The following is a 19391-nucleotide window of genomic DNA, read 5'->3' as shown; positions in this document are numbered from 1 at the left end:
TCGGACAATGGCAACCCCGCACAAACTCACCCTGGTGCCGTACCTGCAGCGGTGGGACCACACCGGCCGCACCTTCACCGTACGGCTGCTGGTCGCCCCGGCCGCCGACCCGCTCGCGCCGCTGCTGCCCGCCCCGGCCGGGGTGCCCGCCTTCGCCGACGCCAAGTTCGCGTTCACGGTGTCCATCTCGGACACCTTCGGGGCGCTGCCGCAGCGGGACCGGGTCGACCAGACCGTCGCGCTGCCCGCCGCCCCGGCGACCCTGCACGCCCCGCACGCCCGGCCCATCTTCACCGCGATCGGCGCCGCCCTGGAGATCCCGGCCGGGCCAGCCGGTGACACGTTCGCCCCGCAGGGCCGCGACACCACCCGGCAACTGCGCAAGTACCTGCCGGGCAGCTACCGCCGGTCGTTCGGGTTCGTCCGCCCACGTACCTCGCTCGCCGTCACCGACGCCAGCTACCACTGTCTGATGAAATGCCCGCCGGAGCCGGCACCGCCGGCACCGCCGATGGTGATCGGCTGGGGCGAGGCGATCGCCTACGCGCTGCGCCGCCCCCGGCTGGCCGAAGCCCTCGGCCTGGTCGTCACCCTCGACGTACCGGTCGACGCCGACCCGCGACTGGCCGCCGGCGGCTGGCTCTGGGCCGACCTGGCCGCCCAGAGCGACTACGCCGATGCCGTCGCCGCCGACCCGGCGCTGCTGCGCGCCTTCGCCACCCGGGTGCCGCCGCTGCCCGCCGACGGCACCCGGCCGGTCTTCACCCCGGTGACGTTCCCGGTCAGCGCCGACGCCACCGAGTCCGCCACCCTCGGCAACTACGACAAGGTCTTCGCCGAGGCGCTGCGCTTCGACGACGGCTTCGCCAAGATCGTGCACGCCCGGCAACCGGTCAGCGCCGACCTGCTCGACGAGACGGGCGACGGCACGCCGATCGCCCGCGACGAAGGCGTCCAGCTCGGCTGGGACGACGAGGACATCCTCGAAGGGCAGAACCGGGCCCTCGGTGCCCCACCCGACGGCGAGGACCCGGTGCTCGCCCCCCGTGGCGTGCTCGGCTACCGGGTCGACGTCCGCCCGGCCGGCGGCACCGACTGGACCTCGCTGTCGCTCGTCGACGCGCCGCTGACCATCGGCGTGGACCTCGGGACCGCCCGCGAGGAACGCTGGAGCGAGGTCGCCCCGGCCGAACACAGCGGCCAACTGTGGCTGCCCGCCTGGTTCGTCCGCTGGCGCGGTGGCTCCCTCGTCGTCGACACCGACGACGAGCAGCGCCTGATGGAGGTGGCACCCGGGCCGCCGGAGGAGGCGGTACCGGCCGACGCCGACTCCGTGGCGCTGCGCTACGGCCAGTCGTACGAGTTCCGGGTCCGGCTCGCCGACACCACCGGCGGCGGACCGTCGGTCGACGTCGCGCCGAGCGGCGTCGGCGAGGCCCCGACCGCGCTGCTGCACCTGCGCCGACACCGACCACCGGCCCGGCTCAGCTACGACCCGTACACCCCGGAACCGGACGGGACCGTCGCGGCGCTGCGGGTGCACCGCCCGCGCCTGGGCTACCCCGAAGCGGTGTACGCCGCCGGCCCGGCGGCCCGCGCCGAACTGCTCGCCCAGATCGCCGCCAACGACGTCGCGCCACCGGGGGCGGTGGCTCCGCCCGGCATCGCCGACCCGGACGCCGTACTGCTGCAGGTCCGGCTGCTGCTGAAAGCGCCGGCCTACGACCCGGCCGCCGACGCCGACGGATACGTCGAGTGGTACACCACCACCCGGCTGTTCCCCGACGATCCCACCGCCGCCCTCGACCTCGACTTGTCCTGGGTGGACGCCGGCGACTACCGGTCCGTCGACGTCACCGACCAGCTCGGCCCGGACGGTCTGGTCAGCGGCCCGGTCACCGTGGTCACCGGGCGGGACCTGCGGCTGGATGTCCGGGCCCTGGGCCGCGACGACCTCGGCTACTTCGGCAGCGACGCCGCCCGGCACGGCCCGGTCGACCGGATCGACCTGCACGGGCTGGCCGACCCGGCCAGCGACGCCGACCTGCTGCGCCCACTGCCGCCGGCCGACACCCTGCGGTCGGTGTTCCTGCGCCCCGACCCGGCCGGTGCCCCGCCGGCGGCCCACGCCGTCGCTGCCCAGGCCGCCCCGACCCCGGCCCTGCTCGGCCGGCTGGCCGGCGCGCTCGGCCTGGTCGCCGACGGTCCGACCCTGCTCGGCACGCCGGGGGAGCGGGTGGTGTTCGGCTGCGCCGGGCTCGGCCACCATCTCGCCCCGGACGGCGGCAGCGTCGAGTTCACCGACCCGACCGAACTCGCCGGGCAGTGGCTCAACGCGGTGACCCTGCTGCTGGACCGGGACTGGACCTGGCGCGGCGCCGGCTCGCCGACGCTGACCCTGACCCGCACCGTACGGCTGCCGGACGCCCCCGGCGCCCCGCAGACCGTCACCGAGGTCGGGGTGATGGAACTGATCGGATCCGTCAACGTGCAGGCCACCCGTGGTACACCGGACCGTGGCTTCGTCCGGATGATCTTCCTGGACGCGCTGGCCGTACCGCTGGGCCCCGACGGGCTGCCGTACGAGCCGCAGGTCGAGTACCAGTTGGCGGTGCGCCTTGCCGACGGCGCCGTCGTGGCGCGCTCGATCGCCACCGCCCTGCCGATCGTCACCCCGCCCCGGCAGGTGCCCCGGGTCGTCGCCGCCGGTGTCGCACTCACCCCGTACGGCACCGACGCGTCGTACGCGGCGACCGCGCCCCGGACCCGGCGGCTGTGGCTGGAGTTCGCCGAGCCGCTGGCCGACCCGCGCGACGCCTACTTCGTCCGGCCGTTGACTGTCACCCCGGACCCGATGCTGCTGGCCGGCACCGAACCGGTGGCCGACCCGGCCACCGTGCCGACGCTGCCGCTGGACCCGGAGACCGTCCGGGTGATCACCCCGGGCCAGGTGCAGGACCTGGCCGGGTACGCGACCATGCAGCGGATGGAGCCGGCCGCCGACAGCGACCGGCACTTCCTGGTGCCGCTGCCGCCGAACACCGACGCCGGCTCGCCGGAGCTGTTCTCGTTCTACACCTACGAGATCCGGGTCGGCCACGACCGTGGGCCGGCCGACGATCCACTCTGGTCCACCGCGCAGGGCCGGTACGGCGAACCGCTGACGCTGGAAGGGGTGGCGCACCCGGCGCCGGAGCTGGCGGCGACGGTGCTCGCCGAGCCGGACGGGGCGATCCGGGTGCGGGCCCCGTACGCCACCCCGTACGTCGGACTGCGCCGGGCACTGCCGGACCCGCCGAACACCCAGCTGTGGGCGGTGCTGTACGCACGGGTGGTGCAGGCCGACGCGAGCACCCGGCGCAACGTGCAGATCGGCCTGCGCCAGCTGGCGATTCCGCGACGCCGGGTCGAGCACCGCTCGGTGCCGCTGCCGGTGGAGGGGGAGACCGCCTGGACCGGTGCCGAGGTGCGGGCCGCGTTGGCGGCCGCCGGGCTGCCGGCCGGGCTGCCGGTCAGCACCCTCGTCGTCGAGGTGCTGCCGGAGCCGAACGGCAGTTTCGCCGACCCGCTCGGCGGCGACCTCGGCCAGGTACGGATCCTGCGGACGTCGCCGCTGTCCGCCGTCGAGCGCGACTGCTGCGTGTCCTGACGCTGTCGACCGGTGTCGGCTGACGCCGGCCGGTGGCCGGGTGGGCGGTCGTGGTGGTCGGCGGCGGGTAGGTCGCGGAGTTCCCGGGCCGGGGCGGTCGTCGGCGTCGACCGCTGGCCCGGGAACTCCGCTGGCTCATCTGGTCAACTGGCGGGCCGGCCAGCTGACCCGATCGTCAGCTGGCGGTGCAGGTGACGTTGCCCGGTGGCTGTCCGCCGCTGCCGCCGGTCGACGCGATGAATCCGGCAGTGGTCGACGACCCGGGCGCCAGCTGCCCGTTGTAGCTGGCGTTGGTCACTGTCACCTGGGTGCCCTGCTGACTGAACGTGCCGCTCCAGCCCTGCGTCACCGTCTGCCCGGCGGGCAGGGTGAAGGTCACCCGCCAGCCGCCGATGGTCGCCGCGGTGCCGTTGGTCACCGTCAGCCTGCCCTCGTAGCCGCCCTGCCAGGTGGCCGGGACCGTCACCGCGGCGGTGCAGGACGTGCCCGGATCGCCGGGCGTCGGCGGTGCGGTGGTGGGCGGTGCGGTGGTCGGTGGCATGGTCGTGGGCGGCGCGGTCGTGGGTGGCGCGGTGGTCGGCGGCGGGGTGCCGCCGGTGGAGAACTGCCACCAGTCGGCGTTGAGCAGGTAGCCGCTGCCCCCGGTGAACCGCAGGTACAGGTCCTGGGTCCCGGTGGCGCCGGTGACCGGACAGCTGACGGTGGTCCAGGTCTGCCAGCCGCCGGTGCCGGGCACGCTGCAGGTGCCGATCCGGGTGCCGGTCGGGCCGCCCAGGCGGAGTTCGATGCTCCCGCCGCTGGATCCGGAGGCGACCCGCGCCGTGAACGTGCTCGCCCCGGTGCCGAAGGCTACGCCCTTGACCTTGATGTAGTCGCCGTTCTCGAGCCAGCCGACGTTCATGGTGCCCTCGCTGGACGGCTCCGTCTCGATCCCGACCGACCAGGCGACGGTCTCGGCCTCCTGCCGGACGTACGGGTTGAGGGTGCCGATCTGCGGCGCGCCTGCCGTGGTCATGTTCATCGTCGGGATCGTGCCGTCGGCGCGGTAACTGAACTTCTCCACCGCGACGGACCGGGTGAATCCGCCCCCGCCGGGCAGCGCCCCGTTGTGGTAGAAGAAGTACGATCCACCGGCGAAGTCGATGACGCCGGGATGGTTGGTGAAGCTGGCACCCTGCCGGGGCATCACCGTCCCCCGGTACGTCCACGGGCCGGTCGGCCCGGGGGCCGTCGAGTAGCCGATGAACTCGGAACAGCATTCGGCGGCGAAGACGTTGTAGTAGATCCCGTTGCGTTTGTAGACCCAGGGGCCCTCTTCGTACAGGGTGGGCCGGTCCGGATTGCCGGTGCGGGTGCCGAAACCGGCCGTGGTCAACGGAATCTGAGTGGGGCTGCCCGAGTACGAGATCATGTCGGCGTTGAGCCGGACATACCACAGGTTGGGGTTTCCCCAGTAGAGGTAGGCCTGCCCGTTGTCGTCGATGAAGGCGTGCGGGTCGATCTCGCCGTTGGCCACCAACGGTCGGCCGAGGGCGTCGCGGAACGGACCGGTCGGGCTGTCCGCGACCGCCACCCCGATCGCCATCGAGTTGGTCGCCCTGGCCTTCACGGGTACGTACCAGTAGAACTTGCCGTTGCGTTCGATGACGTGCCCGGCCCAGGCGTCGGCGCTGGCCCAGCTGAACGTGGTCAGGCTCAGCGGTGAGCCGTGGTGGGTCCAGTTGACCATGTCGGCGGAGGAGAACAGTTGCCAGTCGCGCATCGTGAAGTACGTCGAGCCGTCCTCGTCGTGGCTGGTGTACAGGTAGACCCGGTTGTCGTGCACCAGCGGGGCGGGGTCGGCGGTGTAGATGTGCTGGACGATCGGATTGTCGGCCCGGGCCGGCGTGGCGACGAGGAACGTCGCCAGGCACAGCAGGCTCGTGACGACACCGACGGCACGGTTACGTCTCGTGATTGTCACCGGGACTCCTTGGTGGAGCGTCGATGTGGGCGCGGAGATCGACCGGTCCAACTGCCGGCGGACGGTGCCGGCCGTCGGGACCACTACCTGGTCGTGTCGACAGGGGTGCCCGGACGCCATCGGGCGGTGCCGTCGACGCCGGCGGTCGGCTGGTCGTGACCGCGGTGCGTCGAAGCGTGCCCTCGCTCCCGCAGCCGAGGATAGCTGTTATCGATAACATCAGCAATCCATCGACGGCCAGCTAACTGGTGTGCGGCTGCGCGACGCTGCGGGTGGGTAGCGCGACGGCCGTGCCGATCAGTGTGGATGCCAGATGTGGTCGCTAACACGGCGTGCGCCGGCGGCCGTGCGGGGTGGGTGCGGGTACCCGACAAGAAACGCCCGCTCCGGGGTCGGGGCGGGCGTTCAGGTTGCTCCGGGGAGCTACTTCAGTGAGCGCAGCAGACGTGTCCACTGTGGGTGGCCGAACCGCAGGGTCGCCGTGCGGCTCTTCGAGTCGCGGACGTACACCAGGTGACCGTCGTGTGCGACCTCGACGCACCCGTCGGCGCCGCTGTAGGTGCTCGTCCGCCAGTTGCCTGGTTGCGGTGTGCCTGCCACGAGCTCTCCCGATTAGTCGCGAGGGATCGACCCGCCGTGTGTGGATGTCGACCCACGCATCCTGATCCGGGTCGCCTGATGTGCTTGAACCGCTCGGCATCGAGCAATCAAAGTATAGGCAGTCGCGTATATGTGTGCCATCGGGCACATCGAGATCAACTGGCGAATCGCGATTGATTGCGCGTCATGTCCAATTTGCAGGGGCCGAAAATGCTAGCATCGGCTCCGCCTGGCCGCTGTTCGGCCGCGCTTGTGATCCACCGCGACGCTGTTGATCGGATCATGTGCAGGGTGAGGAGGGCGCCGGTGGCCGGTGACGACCCACGAATCGGTTCCGGTGCTGATGCCGGCTCATCGGCCGGAGCCGGCGATGGCGCCACGGTGGTGCCATCGCGACGCAGACTGTTGACCTACGCGGCCGTCGCGGCGCCACTGGTGGTCGGCCTCGCCGCCGCTGCCGGTGCCGGTGCCCGACTGATCGACGGACGGGCCGAATGGCCGGCGCAGCTAGTGGTCGCCGGCGTACTGGTGATCGCCGCCGGTGGCGTGCTCCACCGCCTGGCCGTCCGCGCGGGGCGTGGACCGTCGTGACAGTCGCCCGGCGGCGGCCGGCAGCACCCGACTGGCAGTCGGCCACAGTCGCGCGCTGACGTAGATGGCGACCAGCGTCACGGCGGTCCACGCCCACCGTGCAGGATGCAGCTGAAGGTAGAGCACCACGGTCAACAGGCTCGTCATGGGTGTCGCGGTGAGCGCCACCGGCTGCCATGGCACGCGCCGGCGAAGCGCCGTGGGTAGGCCGCGTACCGTAGTCCACGACGCCCTGCCAGCGCGCGTGCCCGGAACCAGGCAGGCAACGGTCGACGGTTCCATCTGCTCATCCGCAGGGCGTGAGGACGTCATCCGCGTTCCCCTTAGTCGGCCTGGTCGCACCCGGTGCCACCAGTTGTCAGTTGTCCGCTGTCGGTGTCAGCTTCCGAGTGCGCTGCAGCTCCGCGATGAGCTCGTCCATGACCTCGTTCAGTCGAGCCTTCGGCGTGGCGAGGTCCTCGATCTGGAAGTACTTCTCGATGTAGACCGCCGCCGCTTCGCCGCTGAGCGTCTGGGCGGTGGCGGACTCCAGGTAGACCAGGTCGTCGTCGGCCGGGTCGGGGAAGTCGAGGATCGAGAACGGGCCCTGCATCCCAGGGTGCTCACCGGCGCTGAACCGCACGATCTGGATCGAGATGTTCGGCTGTGCGTTGAGGTCCTTGAGCTTCTGCAACTGTCGGACCATCACGCCCGGCTTGCCGACCGCCCGGCGGACCGCAGCCTCATCCATCAGACAGGAGATCTCCGGCGGGTCGTCACGGGTCAGCAGCTCCTGGCGCTCCATCCGGGCCTGGAGAATCCGTTCGATGTCCCGGTCCGACCGTGACGGCGGGGAGTAGGCCCGAATGATCGCGCGGGCGTACTCCTCGGTCTGCAACAGGCCGGGGATGAGCAACGGCTCGAACTGCCGGATCCGGGATGCGGAGCTCTCGTAGCCGAGGTAGAGCATCAGCGCTGGGCTCAGTACGTCACGGTACGACGACCAGGTCTGGTGCTTCGCGGTCCGGGCCATCCCGACGAGTTGCTCGACGAGGTCGGGATCGGTCACCTCGTAGTGGGCCAGTAGGGCGCGTAGGTCGCTGACCGCGATACTCGACTCACCGGTCTCGATCCGGATGAGCTTCGACGTCGACCAGTCCAGCTCCTTCGCCACGTCCTTCTGGGTCAACTGCCGAGTCTGCCGGAAGTCGCGCAGCTGGATCCGCAAGCGGCGACGCTGCACCTCGGGATCAGCACTTTTGATCATCGCGGTTCCCCTAAGATCAACTAATGTGGGATGTAGCACCAGGTTAGCTGTCCCCGCATGGGATCGCACTCAGCGACATGGTGAGACATGGCGTCTCCTGGTGTCGGCAGGCACGGGAAAAGCATCTCCTTCCGCCCAAACCGGGGCAGGTTCAGCCGTCGATACATCACATCGCTATGCACTATCTGAGAATCTGCGACATCGCAGAAGGCTCCCTCACCTTCGGCGACATTGCCGAAGGTGGCGTACGGTCGTTACCGTTGAGCCATGAGCCGGCAGCATGACGTGACCGCGGACCGGCCGCATGACGTGACCGCGGACCGGCCGCAGCCGGCCGGACAGGGCAGCGGCAACATCGGCCGGAAGCTGGTGGTGCTCGCGGTCGGCGGGATGCTGGTCGGCCTGGCCATCACCGTCGCGGTCGACCGGGAACAACCGAACGCCAGCTCATCGTGGGTCAGCACCATCCTGCTGCTCCTGGCGGTGGTCATCGCCGCCGGTGCCGGATCGTTGATCACCCGAACGGTGACGGTCACCGGCCAACGGGCCCAACGGGCAGCGGCCGAGCTCGGACAGGCCTCACACACCCTGGACGACGCCCGGCGGGAGGTCGAGGCGGCCACGGTCGCCGGTGCCGTCCCGACCGTGCAGGCCGAGGTGGACGCCGTCGCCCGCCGACTCGACGGACTCAACCAGGAGCTCACCGCCCTGCGCCGATCGGGTAACCGCACCGCCTGGGCGACGTTCCTTCTCGGCACCCTGCTCGGCGTGGTCACCCAGGTCACGCTCGGCTGACCGGCGACCAGCCCAGGCCCAGGCCCGGCTGACCAGGTCAATCCCAGGCCCGGCCCAGGGCGCGCAGCTGGTCGGCGTACTCGATGCGGTCCGACCACGACGACGGCCAGGCCGCCATCCCGTACGCGGCACCGACGAACGCCCCGGCCAGACAGGCGATCGAGTCCGAGTCCCCGGCGGTCGCCGCGCCCCGGGCCAGCGCCCCCACCGGGTCGTCGGCGTGCCACAGGGCGCACAGCAGCCCGGTGGCCAGGGCCTCCTCGGCGATCCAGCCCTCCCCGGTCAGCCGGCAGGCGTCACCGCCGTCGTCACCGACGGCGAGCGCCGCATCGAGCCGGTCCAGCGCTGCCAGGCACTCGTCCCAACCCCGCGCGATGAACCCGGTCGGGCTGTCCACGCCGGGTCGTTGCCACAACGGGCCGAGCCAGTCGACCCGGTAGACCTCCCGCTCCCGGTGGCAGTGCTCGCGCAGCGCCGCCGGCAGGTCGGGCAACGGCGTACCGGTGCGGAGCAGCCGGACCGCGACGGCGGTCAACTCACTGGCGGCCAGCGCCGTCGGGTGCCCGTGGGTCAGCCCGGCCTGCAGCTGCGCCAGCCCGGCCACGACGTCGTCGTCGTACCCGGCGACCAGGCCGACCGGGGCGACCCGCATGTTGGCCCCGCAGCCCTTCGAGCCAGCGACGGTGGCCTGTTGCCACGGTGCCCCGGTGGACAGTTCGCCGCAGGCCCGCAGACAGGTCATCCCCGGCGCCCGGTTGTTGTCCGGACTGGCCGCCCAGGCCAGGAATCGGGCCCGCAGCAGCGGTTCGACCACCTGCGGCGTCGCCGCCGGGGCGTCGTGCAGCGCCCAGCCGACCGCCAGCGTCATCTGGGTGTCGTCGGTGACCAGTGCCGGCTCGCCGACCAGCTCGCGCGGACCGGCCTGGCCGTACCGCTGGTGGATCTCGGCGACCTGCATGAACTCGGTCGGCTTGCCGAGCGCATCGCCGTACGCCAGCCCGAACAGACACCCCGACGCCCGGTCCGCCGTCGCCATGCCACGCATCGCTACCTCCCCCGCCTCGACCGCCGGCAGCCTAACCGGTGGTGCCGGCCGTGACGGTGCCGGCGGCGAGCAGATGTGCGCTGGCGGCGAGCAGTGCCGGCTCGTGACCGTAGACCCGGGCGAGGGCGAGCGCGTGGTCGAACACGACGTCCGCGTCCGGAGCGTCGGCCGCCGCCTCGGCCGCCGTCCATCCAGGGCCTTCGATCCCGTGTACGGTGACCCGCGTCAGGCCAGCGGCCTGCAGCTCGCCGGTCAACTCCTCGACCCGGTGGAAGTAGGCGACGGTGAACCCGATCCCGGGGTCGTTGCGCCCGTCGGCGGCCAGCAACCGCGCCGCACCCGCCATCGCATCGCTCCACCGACGGGTGGCGGCGAAGTGCAGTGGGCCGGCGAACCGGGAGATCGCGGCGGCAACCACCAGGCCACCGGGTCGGGTCACCCGCACCGCCTCGGCCAACGCGGTACGCCGGTCCGCCGGCTCCGGAAGGTGGTACAGCGGCCCGAGTAACAGCGTCACGTCGTACGCGTCGTCCGGCTCGGGCAGCGCGCGAGCGTCGGCGACCGCGGCGTCGATCGTCGGCTGGCCGGCGCGGGCCTGCGCCACGTGCGCCGGGACCAGGTCCAGCAGCCGGACCCGGTGGCCGGCGGTGACCAGCCGGCGGGCGTACGCACCGTCGGCACCGCCGACGTCGAGGATCCGGGCCGGTGCCGCCGGCAGCAGTTCGTCGAGCAGTTCGCAGGTGCGCCGCCACTCCAGGCGGTTGCACGGCCGCGACCGCAGCCGCTGGTCCTCCCGGTACCGGAACGTGTAGTAGTCGATGATGGTCGCCGTCGACGTGTCGGCCATCGGGTCATCATCGGCGAGCGCCGGCGCACCTGCGACGCAATATCCGGCCGCACCGCCGACGCGACGTCGCCGGGTGCCGGCACCCGGCGACGTGACCGTCAGCCGTGGGTGACCCTGGCATCGTCGTGTACGTGGATGCCGGCGCCGAACTCGACGATTTCGGTCTCGGACCAGTTCAGCCCGTCCCAGAACTGGATCGTCAGGTAGACGTCCGGGCGCACCTCGACGAAGAGGGTGCCGGGATGGGTGGTGTCGTGCATCGTGGCCAGGATCCCCGGTCGACCGGCTACCTCCACCTGCCTGCTCACCACGCCGGTCGGTACGAACTCCTGCAACCAGATGCAGATCTTCCCGACACAGCTGCGTACGTCCTGATCGGCCGCGTCGGGGCGGGCCAGGGTCAGGGTCCATTCGTCCTGGCCCTGTATCTGCCAGCCGGCCGGCACCCGGTCGAGGGTGAAGCCACTGGGCTGCTCGCCGGTGTAGGCGACGAGCTGGGTGACCGCGCCAGTGCCGGTGCTGGTGCCGCCGGGGTCGCCGCCGGACCGGTCGAGCAGGACCGCCGGCAGGGTCAACACGGCGGTGAGCACTGCGGCTGCGGCGACGGCGGAGCCGGTCACCAGCGTGGCGGTACGGCGGCGGCGCAGCGCGCGACGCCCCCGGGCGAGGTCGGCGTCGACCATGGTCGACGTCGGTGGGGCGACCGGCCCGGCGATCGCCTGGAGTCGGGAGTGCAGGTCAGTCATTGGATGGAAACCTCTCAGAAGGCCGCAGGCAGGGTGGTGGTGGGGGAGGGGAACCGGTGGCCGTCGGCGCTGCCAAGAGCGGCGCGCAGCCGGTCCAGTCCACGGGCGGTCTGGCTCTTGACCGTGCCCTGCGAGCAGCCGAGCGCCTCGGCGGTCTCGGCCACGTCGAGGTCGTGGAAGTAGCGGAAGACGATCGCGGCGCGCATCCGTGGCGGCAGCGCGCGCAGCGCGCCGCGCAGCCGCTCGTCAGGGCCGCCGTCGCCCACCGGCGAATACGCGTGTTCGGGCAGGTCGGGCGTTGTTCTCTCGCGGCGGCGCCAGGGTCGTCGCCACTCGTCGCGCAGGGTGTTGACCAGTGTCCGGTAGACGTACCCGCCGGGGTTGCCGGATCGGCGGAAGGCCGGCCACGACACGTACAACTTGGTCAGTGCCGACTGGACCAGGTCCTCGGCGAGATGTGGGTCGCCAGCGGTCAACAACGTCGCGGTCCGGACCAGATCGGTACGCCGGGCCAGGACGAAGTCCCGGAACTGCTCGTCACGCTCGCTGCTCAAGAGGGTCTCCTTCCGCCGTGACACCCTAGTGACGGAACCGGCCGTCGCGAGGTTGCACGAGCGGGTCGGGCGGTCACGCAAGCTTCCGGAACTCTTCCGGAACCTTGGCCTACGTCGACCCGGGCACATGATCGCCCAGTCGAGGGTGGAGGCCGCCGAGCTCCGAGTCGCCTGCCGGTACTGGACAGTGGGAATGCCTCGCTCACGCAGGGTCTGCCGGTCGATGGTGTTTCCGTAATGTTTCCGAAAGTCGTTGACAAGTTGGTCGATGGCCCAATACTCTCGGCCATCGACAGTACTCAATCACTGTCGATGCCACCCCACGGCGATCCACTCCGACCGGTCGGGCAGCACGACCGGTCCCCCCACCACCACCGCGTGGTGCGACGCCGATGACCGGGGCCGTCACCTGGCCACGGGGAGCTGTCGGGTCGTACCGCATCGCTGGCCTACTGCCAGCCGTCACGAGAAGGACGCGACTACATGAACGACATCCCCACCACCCGGAGGCGCCGCGGTCGCTTGCGGCTGCTCCTCGGCGCTGCCTGCGCCGCAGCGCTGGTCGCCGGCGGCCTGGTGATCGCCCCCAGCGCGCACGCCGAGGCCGATCGAACCCTCACCTCGAACCAGACCGGCACGCACAACGGCTACTTCTTCTCGTTCTGGAAGGACAGCGGCAGCGCCAGCATGACGCTGCGCGAGAACGGCCGCTACTCGAGCCAGTGGAGCAACAACACCAACAACTGGGTCGGTGGCAAGGGCTGGGCCACCGGTACCCGCCGGACGGTCAGCTACTCGGGCACCTACAACCCGGGCAACAACAACACCTACCTCGCCCTGTACGGGTGGACGCGTAACCAGCTCATCGAGTACTACGTGGTCGAGAACTTCGGCAGCTACAACCCGAGCAGCGGCGCGCAGCGGATGGGCTCGGTCACCACCGACGGTGGCGTCTACGACATCCTGCGCAGCCAGCGGGTCAACGCGCCGTCGATCGACGGCACCCAGACGTTCTGGCAGTACTGGAGCGTCCGGCAGCAGAAGCGCACCGGCGGCACCATCACCACCGCGAACCACTTCGACGCCTGGGCGCGCGCCGGCATGCAGCTCGGCTCCAACCACAGCTACCAGGTGATGGCGACCGAGGGCTACCAGAGCAACGGCAGCTCCGACATCACCGTCTGGGAAGGCGGCACCGGCAACCCCGGTCCCAGCCCCACCGGCAACCCGGGCAACCCGGGCAACCCGGGCCAGAGCAACTGCACCGCCGTTCTGTCGGCCGGCCAGCAGTTCGGCGACCGGTTCAACCTCAACGTCTCGGTCCAGAACGTCAGCAACTGGACGGTCACCCTCAGCCTGGGCAACGGCCAGAGCATCCAGAACAGCTGGAACGCTTCGGTCAGCGGCACCAGTGGCACCGTCACCGCCAGACCGAACGGCAGTGGTAACAACTTCGGTGTGACGATCATGGCCAACGGCAACTGGACATGGCCGACGGTCACCTGTCGAACATGACCCTGACCCACTGAGGAACGGGACATCCGGTACGCGAGCGGGCCGACCCTGCTGGGGGGTCGGCCCGCTCCGCGCTGCGGAGCCACCACCCGATCCGTCCGGGACCGGCGGCGTTTGGCGCGACCACCGGTTGGGGACAACGATCGACATGAGTGTGATCCGGGTGGGTACGTCGTCCTGGGCGGATCAGCAGCTGATCGCCTCCGGCTGGTATCCGCGGTCGGCGAACACCCCGGCCGGGCGGCTCGCCCACTACAGCGGACACTTCGACCTGGTCGAGGCGGACACCAGCTACTACGCCATTCCAGCGGTGCGGACGACCCAGGCGTGGGCCGACCGTACCCCCGCCGGTTTCACCTTCGACGTCAAGGCGTACGGCCTGTTCACCGGGCACCGGGTGGCGGCCCGGACGCTGCCGGCCGACCTGCGGCCGACCGGCGGCGGCGAGCTGCGCTGGTGTGACCTGGACCCCGAGGCGCACGACGAACTGTGGGCCCGGTTCCGAGCCGCGCTCGACCCGCTCGCGGCGGCCGGCAAACTCGGCGTGGTGCTGCTGCAGTTCCCGCCGTGGCTGGTGCGCTCCGACGCGGCCCGCCAGCGGATCCTCGACACGGCGCGGCGGTGCCGGCAGTTGGCCGGTGGACCGGCCCGGCTGGCCGTCGAGCTGCGGCACGGTTCCTGGTTCGGTCAGCACACCCTGGAGACGTTACGGATGCTGCACGAGCACGACCTGTCGTACGTCTGCGTCGACATGCCGCAGGGGCATCGGGCGTCCGTACCGCCGGTCCTGGTGGTGACCGCGGACCCAGCGGTGGTCCGGTTCCATGGACACAGCGGGCAGTGGACCGGCGGCGACAAGCAGGAGAAGTTCCGGTACGCCTACGGCGACCGCGAGCTTGCCGACTGGGCACAGCGGCTGCGCGGACTCGCCGCCGACACCACCGAGCTGCACGCGTTGTTCAACACCTGCTGTGGCGACCAGGCGGTGCGTGACGCGACCCGGCTGGCCGCACGTCTCGACGCCCGACCCGGCACGACCGCCCGCCGTCCGTTGCGTACGGTCCGCTAGCCACTCGGCCCTGACGGATCAGGCGTCCGGCCACAGCCGGACGTCGAGCACGACGTACTGGTCGACGGAGATCCCCGGGCGGTCCTTCACCCGCGTCCATCCCACCGTCCCCTGGGACGTGCGGAAACAGTACTGCTGGCCGGCGCGGTAGATGGCCACCGCCGGCTGCCCGTCGAGCTCGGCGGCGACCGCGCGGGCACAGCGCTCCGCTGCCTGTGCGCTCGGCCCTTCGTCCGGGTAGATGTCGGCACCGTTGCCGCGTAGCCCCATCGCCACGTCGTAGTGCAGGTCGATGTCCCCGATCGGTCCGTCCACGCGGACGCCCTCGTGCTGGCCGGCGTCCAGGTCCACCCCGGTGCCGCTGGGGATGCGCACCTCGACCGCCGGGACCACGGTGGCGTCCGGCGCGTCGGACGCCGCGTCGACCGGCGTGGCTCTGCTCGGGTCGTCGACCGGGTCTGCGCCCTCGACCGAGCCGGCCGGGATGGGGCGGCCCGCCGTCGAGGTACCGTCGTCACCGCTGGCCAGTGCCACCACCACACTCAGCGGCAGCGCGATCACGGCGGCGAGCGCGCCGACGACGGTCCACAGCCGGACGTGCCCGTCGTTGGTCTTCACATGCTCGACGTACGCCCGGAGTCGGGACATGGGGGCCTCACCATCGGAAGGTTGCTGTCACCCTCCGTGACAGCATCGCCCCATGGTAATAGCCGCGGGCCCGCCAGGTCCGAACAGGACCCGGCGGGCCCGCGACGAGCCGGTACGGCGGCCGGCGGGCGCTGCCGCCGCTCAGCCCTTGACGCAGACCACCTGCCGCAGGTGGGCCACCACCTCGACCAGGTCGGCCTGCTCGGCGATCACCTGGTCGAGATCCTTGTACGCTGCCGGAATCTCGTCGACCACGCCGGCGTCCTTGCGGCACTCCACACCGGCGGTCTGTGCCGCGAGGTCGGTCACGCTGAAGGTCTTCTTCGCCTTCGACCGCGACATCCGCCGACCGGCGCCGTGCGAGGCCGAGCGGTACGCCGCCTCGTTGCCGAGCCCCCGCACCACGTACGAGCCGGTGCCCATCGACCCGGGGATGATGCCGAGCTCACCGTGCCCGGCCCGGATCGCGCCCTTGCGGGTCACCAGCAGCGGTACCCCGTCGTAGGTCTCCTCGGCCACGTAGTTGTGGTGGCACGAGATCGGCTCGTCGAAGCGGGCCGCCGGTACCGCGTCGCGCAGCACCCGGCACAGCAGCGCCAGCATGATCGCCCGGTTGCGGGCCGCGTACTCCTGGGCCCAGGTCAGATCCCGCCGGTACGCGGCCATCTCCGGGGTGTCGGCGAGGAACACCGCCAGGTCCCGGTCCGGCAGGCCGGCGTTGTGCGGCAGCGCGCGGGCCACCGCGATGTGCCGCTCGGCCAGCTCCTTGCCGATGTTGCGGGAGCCGGAGTGCAGCATGAGCCAGACCCGGCCGGCGTCGGTGCCGCCCTGCTCGACGCAGACCTCGATGAAGTGGTTGCCGCCGCCGAGGGTGCCCAGCTGGCGCTGCGCCCGTGACTCCAGCGCGGCGACCCCGGAGTGCAGGCCGGCGAACGCCGACCAGAACCGGTCCCAGCCGGCGGTCGGCAGTCCGTGCACCCGGCGCGGGTCGACCGGGTCGTCGTGGGCCTGGAACCCGACCGGGATGGTGGCCTCGATGGCGCTGCGCAGCGCTGCCAGGTCGTCGGGCAGTTGCGCGTCGGTCAGGTTGGTGCGCACCGCCGACATGCCGCAGCCGATGTCGACGCCGACCGCGGCCGGGGCCAACGCCTGACGCATCGCGATCACCGAGCCGACGGTGGCGCCCTTGCCGTAGTGCACGTCGGGCATCACCGCGACGCCGTGCACCCAGGGCAGCGCGCCGATGTTGCGCAGCTGCTGGCTGGCCTGCGGTTCGATGGTCGACGGATCGGTCCAGACCTTGACCGGCGCCCGGGTGCCGGGCAGCAGGGTGTGACTCATTGAAACTCTCCGATGAGAGGTGGTGTGGGGCGGCGACGGCCACCGGCGCCGGCGTCGCCGGGCTGGTCGGTGTGGGGGCGCCGCAGCGGACAGGAGCAGACTCAGCCGCGTGCAGCGGCGTCGGGTCTCGCCAATCGGCGCATCGGTGGCTCCTCGGTGATCGCTGTACGGTCCACGGTAGGCGGGCGCGGTCGACGGCCGCAATCGGTTTGATCGCTGCGGGTCGCGATCGAGGTGCATCAGCGTCGCGGGCGGGTGGTCACGGCCGGCGTCGCGGGTCGGGGGCGATCAGCACCTCGGCACCGATCGGGGTGAAGCCGGTGGCCAGGAAGGCACGCAGCGATCTCGCGTTGCCCGGGGCGACCGCGGCGAAGACCGGCTCACCGGCCGGCACCAGGGTCAGTGCGTCGGCGAGCAGTGCCCGTCCGGTCCGCCGCGCGGGTCGGGTGACCTCGATGCTGAGCTCCCGGCGGCCGGCCAGCCCGTCGGCGAGGGTGACCACGCCCCGGTCGTCGCCGTACGCGACGACCCGCTGGCGTAGTCGCCGCGCCCGGCGTACCCGTGGATGTTCCACCAGGTCGTCGCGGGGGACGAGCCGGGCGGGCCCGCCGTCGGTGCCCTGGCCCCGGGCGACCAGGGTGACGTCGAGGCTGTCCAGCCAGCCCTGCGGGCCGGCGAGCCAGCGCAGGAAGTCCGGAGCGTGGGCACCGCCGAATCCGTCGGGGGAGTGGGCGAGGACCTGCGCCGGCGGTACGGCGGTCGCGACGACCGCGTACCCGGTGAAGGCCAGGACGCACTCCCACCCGCCGGGCAGGGCTCCGGTGACGTCGACGCCGCCAGTGGCTGGCGGGAAGTCGCCGTCGGCCACCCGGTGCAGGACGGCGAGCAGCGGGTGGACCGGTGCGGCGGTCACGTCGGCCGGGGGATGCCGGAACCGGCCTGCGTCACCGCTGCGAGGTCGCTGGCGGAGTGCACGGTTGCGAGGATATCCGCGCCAGCGTGACCGGTCACCCGGCGCGGCGACACGATCGACGGCCCGGCGCCGTGTTCGAGGTCACCCGGGTCGGACGGTGGATCCGGACCCGGCGCACCGGCGGTCAGCAGGCATCCTGGAGCCTGATGATCGTCGGAGTGTCCGCCGCCGCGTCGACCGGTCCCGGACCGGCCGATGTCACCGGGCGGGCGTCCGGGTCACCGCCGACCCGGAAGCCGACCAGCTCGAGATCGTGCTCAGCGCGTAAGGGGAGTCCCACATGTCAGCATCCGTACCGTCCGGCCGCGCCTTCCCAGGCACCTTCCTGTGGGGGACGGCGACCGCGTCGTACCAGGTCGAGGGGGCTGCCGCAGTCGACGGCCGGACGCCGTCGATCTGGGACACCTTCGCGCACACCCCCGGCCTGGTCAGCAACGGCGACACCGGCGACGTGGCCTGCGATCACTACCACCGGCTGGAGGCGGACCTGGACCTGCTTGCCGACCTGGGTGTCGGTGCCTACCGGTTCTCGATCTCCTGGTCGCGGGTGCTGCCGCACGGCGGCGGTCAGCTCAACCGCAAGGGTGTCGACTTCTACTCGGCGTTGATCGACGGCCTGCGGGCCCGGGGCATCGCGCCGGTGGCCACCCTCTACCACTGGGACCTGCCGCAGGAGCTGGAGGACGCCGGCGGCTGGCCGCACCGGGACACCGCACAGCGCTTCGCCGAGTACGCCGGCCGGATGGGGGAGGTGTTCGGTGACCGGGTGCACACCTGGATCACCCTGAACGAGCCGTGGTGCTCGGCGTACCTGGGTTACGGCTCCGGGGTGCACGCCCCGGGGCGGACCGAGCCGGCCGCCGCGCTGGCCGCCGTACATCATCTCAACCTGGGCCACGGCCTGGCGGTACGGGCGTTGCGTGCCACCATCGACCCGGCGGCGCAGGTCAGCGTGACGCTGAACCTGCACCACGTCCGGGGCGAGTCTGCAGCCGACGCCGACGCGGTACGCCGGATCGACGCTCTGGCCAACCGGGCCTTCCTCGGCCCGATGCTGGACGGTGCCTACCCCCGGGACCTGATCGACGACACCGCCTCGGTGACCGACTGGGCGTTCGTCCAGGACGGGGACGAGGCGGCCGCCCACGCCCCGCTCGACCTGCTCGGGGTGAACTACTACAACCCGGTGCTGGTACGGCAGTGGGACGGTGTCTCGCCCCGGTCGACCGCCGACGGCCATGCCGACGGTGCGGCGTCGCCGTGGATCGCCGCCGCCGATGTCGAGTTCGTCCCCCAGCCGGGCCCGTACACCCAGATGGGCTGGAACATCGACGAGACCGGGTTGACCGAGCTGCTGCTGCGGCTGCACCGCGACTACCCGGGGCTGCCGTTGATGATCACCGAGAACGGGGCGGCGTTCGACGACGTGGTCGACCCGGACGGCCGGGTTCGCGACCCACGTCGGATCGACTACCTGCACCGGCACCTGACCGCGGTGGCCGAGGCGATCGAGGGCGGGGCGGACGTGCGCGGCTACTTCGTGTGGTCGCTGATGGACAACTTCGAGTGGGCGCGGGGCTACGCCAAGACGTTCGGCATCGTGCACATCGACCGCGAGACGCTGCGGCGGACCTGGAAGGAGAGCGCGCACTGGTACCGCCGGGTGGTCGCGGCGAACGCGCTGCCCGCGGACTGAGGCGAACGCGCTGCCTGCGGACTGAGGCGAACGCGCTGCCCGCGGACTGACCGGGAACCGACCCGATTCGGTTCACCTATCGCCTTGATAATTCCGATCGACAAGCTAGACAT

16 protein-coding genes are annotated in these 19391 nt (G+C 71.7%); 5 read left to right on the top strand and 11 right to left on the bottom strand.

Translation table 11 applies throughout. The features are described from left to right. Nucleotides 1-7 precede the first annotated feature (7 nt). The gene (locus O7623_RS14730) at nucleotides 8-3649 is read left to right on the top strand and encodes a hypothetical protein (RefSeq protein WP_282229192.1); all 3642 of its coding nucleotides are present in this window, start codon (nucleotides 8-10) and stop codon (nucleotides 3647-3649) included. Between the two features lie 175 nt (nucleotides 3650-3824). Here O7623_RS14730 and O7623_RS14725 read toward each other — a convergent pair whose 3' ends face one another. The 4 genes from O7623_RS14725 to O7623_RS14710 all read right to left on the bottom strand — a co-directional run bounded on the left by O7623_RS14725 (nucleotide 3825) and on the right by O7623_RS14710 (nucleotide 8049). Further along, the gene (locus tag O7623_RS14725) at nucleotides 3825-5606 is read right to left on the bottom strand and encodes a family 43 glycosylhydrolase (protein ID WP_282229416.1); all 1782 of its coding nucleotides are present in this window, start codon (nucleotides 5604-5606) and stop codon (nucleotides 3825-3827) included. Nucleotides 5607-6035: 429 nt separating this feature from the next. After that, complete coding sequence (locus tag O7623_RS14720) at nucleotides 6036-6212, bottom strand: DUF397 domain-containing protein (RefSeq protein ID WP_282229191.1); 177 nt, start codon at nucleotides 6210-6212, stop codon at nucleotides 6036-6038. A gap of 507 nt (nucleotides 6213-6719) precedes the next feature. Beyond that, entirely contained in the window at nucleotides 6720-6950 is a 231-nt protein-coding gene (locus O7623_RS14715) for a hypothetical protein (RefSeq protein WP_282229190.1), read from the bottom strand. Between the two features lie 211 nt (nucleotides 6951-7161). Beyond that, complete coding sequence (locus O7623_RS14710) at nucleotides 7162-8049, bottom strand: helix-turn-helix transcriptional regulator (protein WP_282229189.1); 888 nt, start codon at nucleotides 8047-8049, stop codon at nucleotides 7162-7164. Nucleotides 8050-8316: 267 nt separating this feature from the next. On the opposite strand from O7623_RS14710, the gene O7623_RS14705 reads away from it, so the two are divergent. Then, the gene (locus O7623_RS14705; protein WP_282229188.1) at nucleotides 8317-8844 is read left to right on the top strand and encodes a hypothetical protein; all 528 of its coding nucleotides are present in this window, start codon (nucleotides 8317-8319) and stop codon (nucleotides 8842-8844) included. A gap of 37 nt (nucleotides 8845-8881) precedes the next feature. Here the strand turns inward: O7623_RS14705 and O7623_RS14700 are convergent, their stop codons facing one another. The 4 genes from O7623_RS14700 to O7623_RS14685 all read right to left on the bottom strand — a co-directional run bounded on the left by O7623_RS14700 (nucleotide 8882) and on the right by O7623_RS14685 (nucleotide 12036). Then, nucleotides 8882-9889 (bottom strand): ADP-ribosylglycohydrolase family protein, encoded by a 1008-nt coding sequence (locus O7623_RS14700; RefSeq protein WP_282229187.1) that lies wholly within the window; start codon nucleotides 9887-9889, stop codon nucleotides 8882-8884. Nucleotides 9890-9920: 31 nt separating this feature from the next. Beyond that, the gene (locus O7623_RS14695; RefSeq protein WP_282229186.1) at nucleotides 9921-10736 is read right to left on the bottom strand and encodes a class I SAM-dependent methyltransferase; all 816 of its coding nucleotides are present in this window, start codon (nucleotides 10734-10736) and stop codon (nucleotides 9921-9923) included. 98 nt (nucleotides 10737-10834) lie between these two features. Beyond that, nucleotides 10835-11482 carry a hypothetical protein gene (locus O7623_RS14690; protein WP_282229185.1) on the bottom strand — a complete coding sequence of 216 codons (648 nt, stop codon included), beginning with the start codon at nucleotides 11480-11482 and terminating at the stop codon, nucleotides 10835-10837. A gap of 14 nt (nucleotides 11483-11496) precedes the next feature. Continuing rightward, nucleotides 11497-12036 (bottom strand): SigE family RNA polymerase sigma factor, encoded by a 540-nt coding sequence (locus O7623_RS14685; protein WP_282229184.1) that lies wholly within the window; start codon nucleotides 12034-12036, stop codon nucleotides 11497-11499. Between the two features lie 483 nt (nucleotides 12037-12519). Here O7623_RS14685 and O7623_RS14680 point away from each other — a divergent pair, with 483 nt between their 5' ends. Further along, entirely contained in the window at nucleotides 12520-13551 is a 1032-nt protein-coding gene (locus tag O7623_RS14680; RefSeq protein WP_282229183.1) for a glycoside hydrolase family 11 protein, read from the top strand. A gap of 148 nt (nucleotides 13552-13699) precedes the next feature. After that, complete coding sequence (locus O7623_RS14675; protein ID WP_282229182.1) at nucleotides 13700-14620, top strand: DUF72 domain-containing protein; 921 nt, start codon at nucleotides 13700-13702, stop codon at nucleotides 14618-14620. 18 nt (nucleotides 14621-14638) lie between these two features. Here the strand turns inward: O7623_RS14675 and O7623_RS14670 are convergent, their stop codons facing one another. The 3 genes from O7623_RS14670 to O7623_RS14660 form a co-directional block, all read right to left on the bottom strand. After that, the gene (locus O7623_RS14670) at nucleotides 14639-15268 is read right to left on the bottom strand and encodes a hypothetical protein (protein ID WP_282229181.1); all 630 of its coding nucleotides are present in this window, start codon (nucleotides 15266-15268) and stop codon (nucleotides 14639-14641) included. 141 nt (nucleotides 15269-15409) lie between these two features. Next, entirely contained in the window at nucleotides 15410-16609 is a 1200-nt protein-coding gene (locus O7623_RS14665; protein WP_282229180.1) for an RtcB family protein, read from the bottom strand. A gap of 259 nt (nucleotides 16610-16868) precedes the next feature. Further along, complete coding sequence (locus O7623_RS14660; protein WP_282229179.1) at nucleotides 16869-17522, bottom strand: hypothetical protein; 654 nt, start codon at nucleotides 17520-17522, stop codon at nucleotides 16869-16871. 340 nt (nucleotides 17523-17862) lie between these two features. On the opposite strand from O7623_RS14660, the gene O7623_RS14655 reads away from it, so the two are divergent. Further along, the gene (locus O7623_RS14655) at nucleotides 17863-19278 is read left to right on the top strand and encodes a GH1 family beta-glucosidase (RefSeq protein ID WP_282229178.1); all 1416 of its coding nucleotides are present in this window, start codon (nucleotides 17863-17865) and stop codon (nucleotides 19276-19278) included. The last annotated feature ends 113 nt before the right edge of the window (nucleotides 19279-19391 follow it).

Source organism: Solwaraspora sp. WMMD791 (genome assembly GCF_029581195.1).
Classification (GTDB): Bacteria; Actinomycetota; Actinomycetes; order Mycobacteriales; family Micromonosporaceae; genus Micromonospora_E.
This window is presented reverse-complemented; position numbering and strand designations above follow the sequence as displayed.